General features: G+C 76.4%; 5 protein-coding genes. All 5 read left to right on the top strand.

Translation table 11 applies throughout. The annotated features are described in order from the left end of the window. Positions 1-197 precede the first annotated feature (197 nt). The 5 genes from I6A81_RS40390 (at position 198) to orn (ending at position 4644) form a co-directional block, all read left to right on the top strand. Positions 198-1115, top strand: a complete 918-nt coding sequence (locus I6A81_RS40390; protein WP_307875228.1) for an adenosylcobinamide-GDP ribazoletransferase — start codon at positions 198-200, stop codon at positions 1113-1115. A gap of 129 nt (positions 1116-1244) precedes the next feature. Then, positions 1245-2324: a nicotinate-nucleotide--dimethylbenzimidazole phosphoribosyltransferase gene (gene cobT, locus I6A81_RS40385; RefSeq protein WP_407661465.1), complete on the top strand. Its 1080-nt coding sequence runs from the start codon at positions 1245-1247 to the stop codon at positions 2322-2324. 12 nt (positions 2325-2336) lie between these two features. Beyond that, the gene (locus I6A81_RS45305) at positions 2337-3233 is read left to right on the top strand and encodes a (2Fe-2S)-binding protein (RefSeq protein ID WP_203010498.1); all 897 of its coding nucleotides are present in this window, start codon (positions 2337-2339) and stop codon (positions 3231-3233) included. 123 nt (positions 3234-3356) lie between these two features. Next, entirely contained in the window at positions 3357-3833 is a 477-nt protein-coding gene (locus I6A81_RS40375) for a hypothetical protein (RefSeq protein WP_203003262.1), read from the top strand. 91 nt (positions 3834-3924) lie between these two features. Then, positions 3925-4644 (top strand): oligoribonuclease, encoded by a 720-nt coding sequence (orn, locus tag I6A81_RS40370; protein ID WP_203003263.1) that lies wholly within the window; start codon positions 3925-3927, stop codon positions 4642-4644. Positions 4645-4875: the final 231 nt, after the last annotated feature.

Below are 4875 nucleotides of genomic sequence, written 5' to 3'. Positions count from 1 at the left end.
GTGGCTTGGTGCCGGGGGGGGGGCCGGACGGGGGGGCCCCGGGGGGGGCCGCGGGGCCGCGCCTGCGCGGGGGGCGGGGGGGCGGAACCGGTCCGGCGGGAGGCAGGCCCGACACCGGCGCGACCAGGCGGATACCTCGCCAGGGAACGCCGGCCGCGGCGGGGTTCGGCCGCAAGGTCGGCAGTGGGGTGGGCTGGGTGCGCGACCGGGCGGCCGGTGGGGTGACCGCGCTGCGCGCCCGCCGGGCGGAGACCCCGGCCGCCAGCCGGCCGCGGTCCGGAACCCAGCCCTCGGCGCTACGGGCGCTGCCGCTGGCCCTGGGGATGTTCACCATCGCGCCGTTGCCGGCGAGCCGGACAGGGCGCGAGGAACTGGACGGCGGCCTCGGTGGCTGGGCGCTGCGCTGGCTGCCGGTCGTCGGGGCGCTGCTCGCGCTGCTCGCCTGGGCGGGCTCGCTCGTCTTCTGGCGTGGCCACGGCGGCGGCGCCACGTTCGTCGGCGCGATGGTGTGGATCGGCCTCATGGCGTTGCTCACCCGCGGGCTGCACCTCGACGGGCTGGCCGACGTCGCCGACGGGCTCGGTAGCCGCCGGTCGCCGGAAGAGGCACTGTCGATCATGCGTCGCTCCGACGTCGGCCCGTTCGGAGTGGCCGCCGTCGCCGGCGCGCTGCTGCTGCAGCTGGGCGGGGTGCTCACCCTGATGGGCGCGGCGAGCCGGATGCAGGGTCTCGTGCTGCTGCTCACGGTCGCGGCGACCGGCCGGCTCGCCGCCCTCGACGCCGCCCGCCCGACCGTGCCCCCGGCCCGTCCGGGCGGCTTCGGAGCCCTGGTCGCCGGGACCGCGACGGCCACGGCCCGCGCCGTCGCCGTGGCCGTGACCCTGGTCGCCGGCACGCTCCTGCTGGCCGCCACGGCGGTGACCTTCGCGCAGGCACTCTGGCTGCCGTTCGCCGTCCTCGTCGGCCTCGCCGCCGGCCGGGCGATGAGCTGGCACGCGGTGCGCCGCCTCGACGGCGTCACCGGCGACGTGTTCGGCGCCGCCATCGAGGTCACCACCACCGCCACGCTGCTCGCGCTCGCCGCGGTCGTCGCCTGGGGCGGCCTGCTGCCCTGACGGCACTCCGGCACCCCGCCGGGGCCGGGCGTTTGTCACGTCCGGCCCCCGCGGGCCGGCGCTGGCCGGTAGCGTCGCCCGCGGACCGAGGGGAGCGCCGTCATGAGTCCCGAGTCGCCGGACACATCCATCCTCGACAGCCTGATCACGCGGATTCGGCCGGTGGACCCCGCCGTGGTCCGGGCAGCGCGTGAGCACCAGGACCGGCTCACCAAGCCGCGGGGCTCGCTCGGCGAGCTGGAGGCCGTCTCGGTCCGGCTCGCGGCGCTGGCCGGCACGGTGCCCGGGCCGGTACCGGCCGCGCCCGCCGTCGCCGTCTTCGTCGGCGACCACGGCGTGCACGCCCAGGGCGTCTCGCCCTGGCCCCGGGAGGTCACCGGCCAGATGGTGGCCAACTTCCTCGCCGGCGGCGCGGTCGTCAACGCGCTCGCCCGCCAGGTCGGCGCCACGGTGCGGGTGGTGGATGTCGGCATGTCCGCCGAGGCCTCGGCGGTGGTCGGGGCGGCCCCTGGCCTCGACCGGCGGAGCGTGCGCGCCGGCACCGGCGACATAGCCGTCGAGCCGGCGATGACCCGGGACCAGGCGCTGCGCGCGGTCGCCGCCGGCGCCGAGGTCGCCGGTGAGCTGATCCGGGCCGGTCACGACCTGCTCGTCACCGGAGACATGGGCATCGCGAACACGACCCCGTCGGCCGCCCTGGTGGCCGCGCTGCTGGGCGCCGACCCGGTCGCGGTGACCGGTCGCGGCACCGGCGTCGACGACGAGACGCTGGCGCGCAAGGTCGGCGTGGTGCGCCGCGCGGTCACGCGCGCCACCTCCGCCGGAGCGGGGCCGGGCGACCCGCTCGGCGTGCTCGCCGCCCTGGGGGGCCTGGAGCACGCGGCCACGGTCGGGTTCATGCTCGCCGCCGCCGCGGCTCGCGTGCCGGTGCTGCTCGACGGCGTGATCGCCTGCTCGTCGGCGCTGGTCGCGGCCGCGCTCGCCCCCGAGGCCCGCGCGGCGCTGTTCGCCGGGCACCGCTCGGTCGAGCCGGGCGCCTCCGCGGCGTTGGCCGCGCTCGGGCTCGTGCCGCTGCTCGACCTCGGGATGCGCCTCGGCGAGGGCTCCGGCGGGGTGCTCGCCGTCCCGGTCGTCCAGGCCGCCGCCCGGGTGCTCGCCGAGGTCGCCACGTTCGACGGCGCCGGCATCACCGACAAGCAGGCCGGCTAGCTCCCGGCCGCCATGGCGCCCGCGCGAGAGCCACCCGGCGAGGACGGGACCATCCTGGAGGCCCTGGCCGCGCGCTTCGGGCCGTTCTTCGCGCTGACCGTCCTGCCCACCGACGACCCGGCGGGGTGGGCGCCGGTCGCGGACCTGGCGGAGCCGTCGACGGGCGCGCTCGCCCGCCGCGTCGACGCGGTGCGCGCGGCCCTGGCCGCCGGCCGGGGGGTCGCGCCCGGCGAGCTCGAGGAGCGGGTCGCGGTCTCCATCACGCAGCTTGGCCTGTGCGCCCGACTGGTCGCGCCGGCCCTCGGGCTCACCGTCCTGACCGGCCGGCCACCCGCCCTCGACCTGCTCGGGCTCTACTGGCGCGACCAGCTCGGCGGCCCCTTCCCGCTCGCGCTCGCCCGCCCGACGGCCCCCGACGGCCCGGCGCCCGCCGATCCACCACCGGGCGGCCCGTTGCCCGGCGGCTGGCCAACACCCGACCCTGGGCAGCTCGCCCGCGGTTTCGTGGACGGCACCCTGCGCCCGTTGGTCGAACCGCTCGTCGCGGCCACCGCCGCCCGGTACCCGGTGTCCTCGAGGGTCCTGTGGGGCAACACGGCGTCCGCCGTCGCCGGTGCCGCCAAGATGATCGGCCTGGCCGCGCCGGAGCTGGCGCCGGCGGCCTGGCGGATCGTGGACGCCCTGTGCGCCGGCCCCGGCCCGCTGGCCGGCGCGGGCGCGCGGGTAGCCCCGGCGCGTTTCCGGCGCCGCAGCTGCTGCCTGATCTACCGCCTCGGCCCGTCCGGCGCCGTGTGCGAGGACTGCGTGCTCGCTGGCCCCCCACCGCCCGCCTCCACGCCGTCCGCCTCCCCACCGCCCGCCTCCCCACCGCCCGCCTCCCCACCGCCCGCCTCCGCGCCGCCGGCCTGACGCCCCGGGTGCTCCCCGTCCGTCCGCCTTGGCCGGGCGCGAGGAAGCGCCTCGGCGGCGCGGGCTACAGTGCAGCCCCAGGGTTCTCAGGTCGGACAGTCGCGGCAGAAGGGTACGGGTGGCGTGGACGCGGTCAGGCGTGGCTATCTCGGCCTGATGCTCTTCATCGCCGCGCTGGTGCTGATGCCGCTGCTGGTCGTCGACTACCACCGTCAGACCGAGGACAAGGCCGACGCCGCCGCCGACACCCGCGCCGAGCTCACCGCCAGACCCGCCACCGACGGCGGCGCTCCGCTGTCCACCAGCTCGCCCGCGGCGGCGCTGCCCAGGATCCTCGGGTTCATCAACGTCGACGACGGCCAGGTGCTGCGGGGAACCGTCAGGATCACGTTGGCGACCATCGGCGACATCGGTCCCATCACCTACACGCTGACCGGGCATGCGGGCCAGTGGCCCGCGATCACCGTGCCGTACCTGTTCTCGCCGCATGACGGGGGCTGGGACACGACGGCGATCAGCAACGGCGTGTACACGCTGACGGCGACACCGGCGAACACCCGCATCAGCCCGAGGTCCGTCAGTTTCCAGATCTACAACTGACCCGAGCCGGACCGGTGCATGCCGGCACGATTGATCAGCCAGCCGGGGGCCTCGCGTGACGGTCCGACGGGGAAACCCTAGTGTCAGACAGATGGACCGCCTGGTTTGGATCGACTGCGAGATGACCGGCCTCGACCCGGCCGCCGACGTGCTGCTCGAGGTTGCCTGCCTGGTGACCGATAGCGAGCTCAACGTCGTGGGCGACGGGGTGGACCTGGTGATCGCCGCGCCGGAGGCGGCCCTGGACGCGATGGTGCCCGTGGTCAAGGACATGCATGCGACGTCGGGTCTGTCCGCCGCGGTCCGGACGTCAACGCTGACGGTGGCGGAGGCTGAGCGCCAGGTCCTCGACTACGTGCGGACCCTGGTCCCGGAGAGCCGTCGCGCCCCGCTGTGCGGCAACTCGATCGCCACGGACCGCACGTTCCTCGCCCGCTACATGCCGCAACTCGACGCTTATCTGCACTACCGCATGATCGACGTGTCCTCGGTCAAGGAACTGGCCCGCCGCTGGTATCCGCGTGCCTACTACGCCGCTCCCGTGAAGCGCGGCGGCCACCGCGCCCTGGCGGACATCCGCGAGAGCATCGAGGAACTGCGCTACTACCGCCAGACCGTCTTCGTGCCACCCCCCGGCCCCACCACCGACGACGCCCGCGCCGCCGCCCAGTCGGTCCGCGCGGAAACCGACGCCGCGTCCTCCGCCCCGCCGCCCTCCACCAACGGCGCCCCTCCCGCCGCGGCCACCCCGGCCGCCGACACCCCCCCGGCAGCCCGCCAGACCGGCACCGAAGAACCAGCCAACGGCTGACCGAACCAACGGAACGAGGAGGGCCTACCCAGAAACGACGCAACGCGCGGCACGGGCGAGGTTCACGCCGGGTCAGGCTGTTCCAGGGAGGCAAGAAGTTGCTCCTCGGCGGACACCTGGGCGCCAAGGAGCTGCTGGAATCACGGCGAACGAAACCCGCGAGGAAGATCAACCCTGGGGGTGAGCCTCGCGCGCAGCGCGGGCGAGGGGGGTGTCGGGGGGCAAAGCCCC

The organism is Frankia nepalensis, assembly GCF_016786325.1.
GTDB lineage: Bacteria > Actinomycetota > Actinomycetes > Frankiales > Frankiaceae > Pseudofrankia > Pseudofrankia nepalensis.
Note: the sequence above shows the minus strand (reverse complement) of the source record. Positions and strands in the feature narration are given on the sequence as shown.

Coding starts and splice junctions, on each gene's coding strand:
- I6A81_RS45305 (WP_203010498.1), top strand. CDS start 2,337: ATGGCGCCCGCGCGAGAGCCACCCGGCGAGGACGGGACCATCCTGGAG.
- orn (WP_203003263.1), top strand. CDS start 3,925: ATGGACCGCCTGGTTTGGATCGACTGCGAGATGACCGGCCTCGACCCG.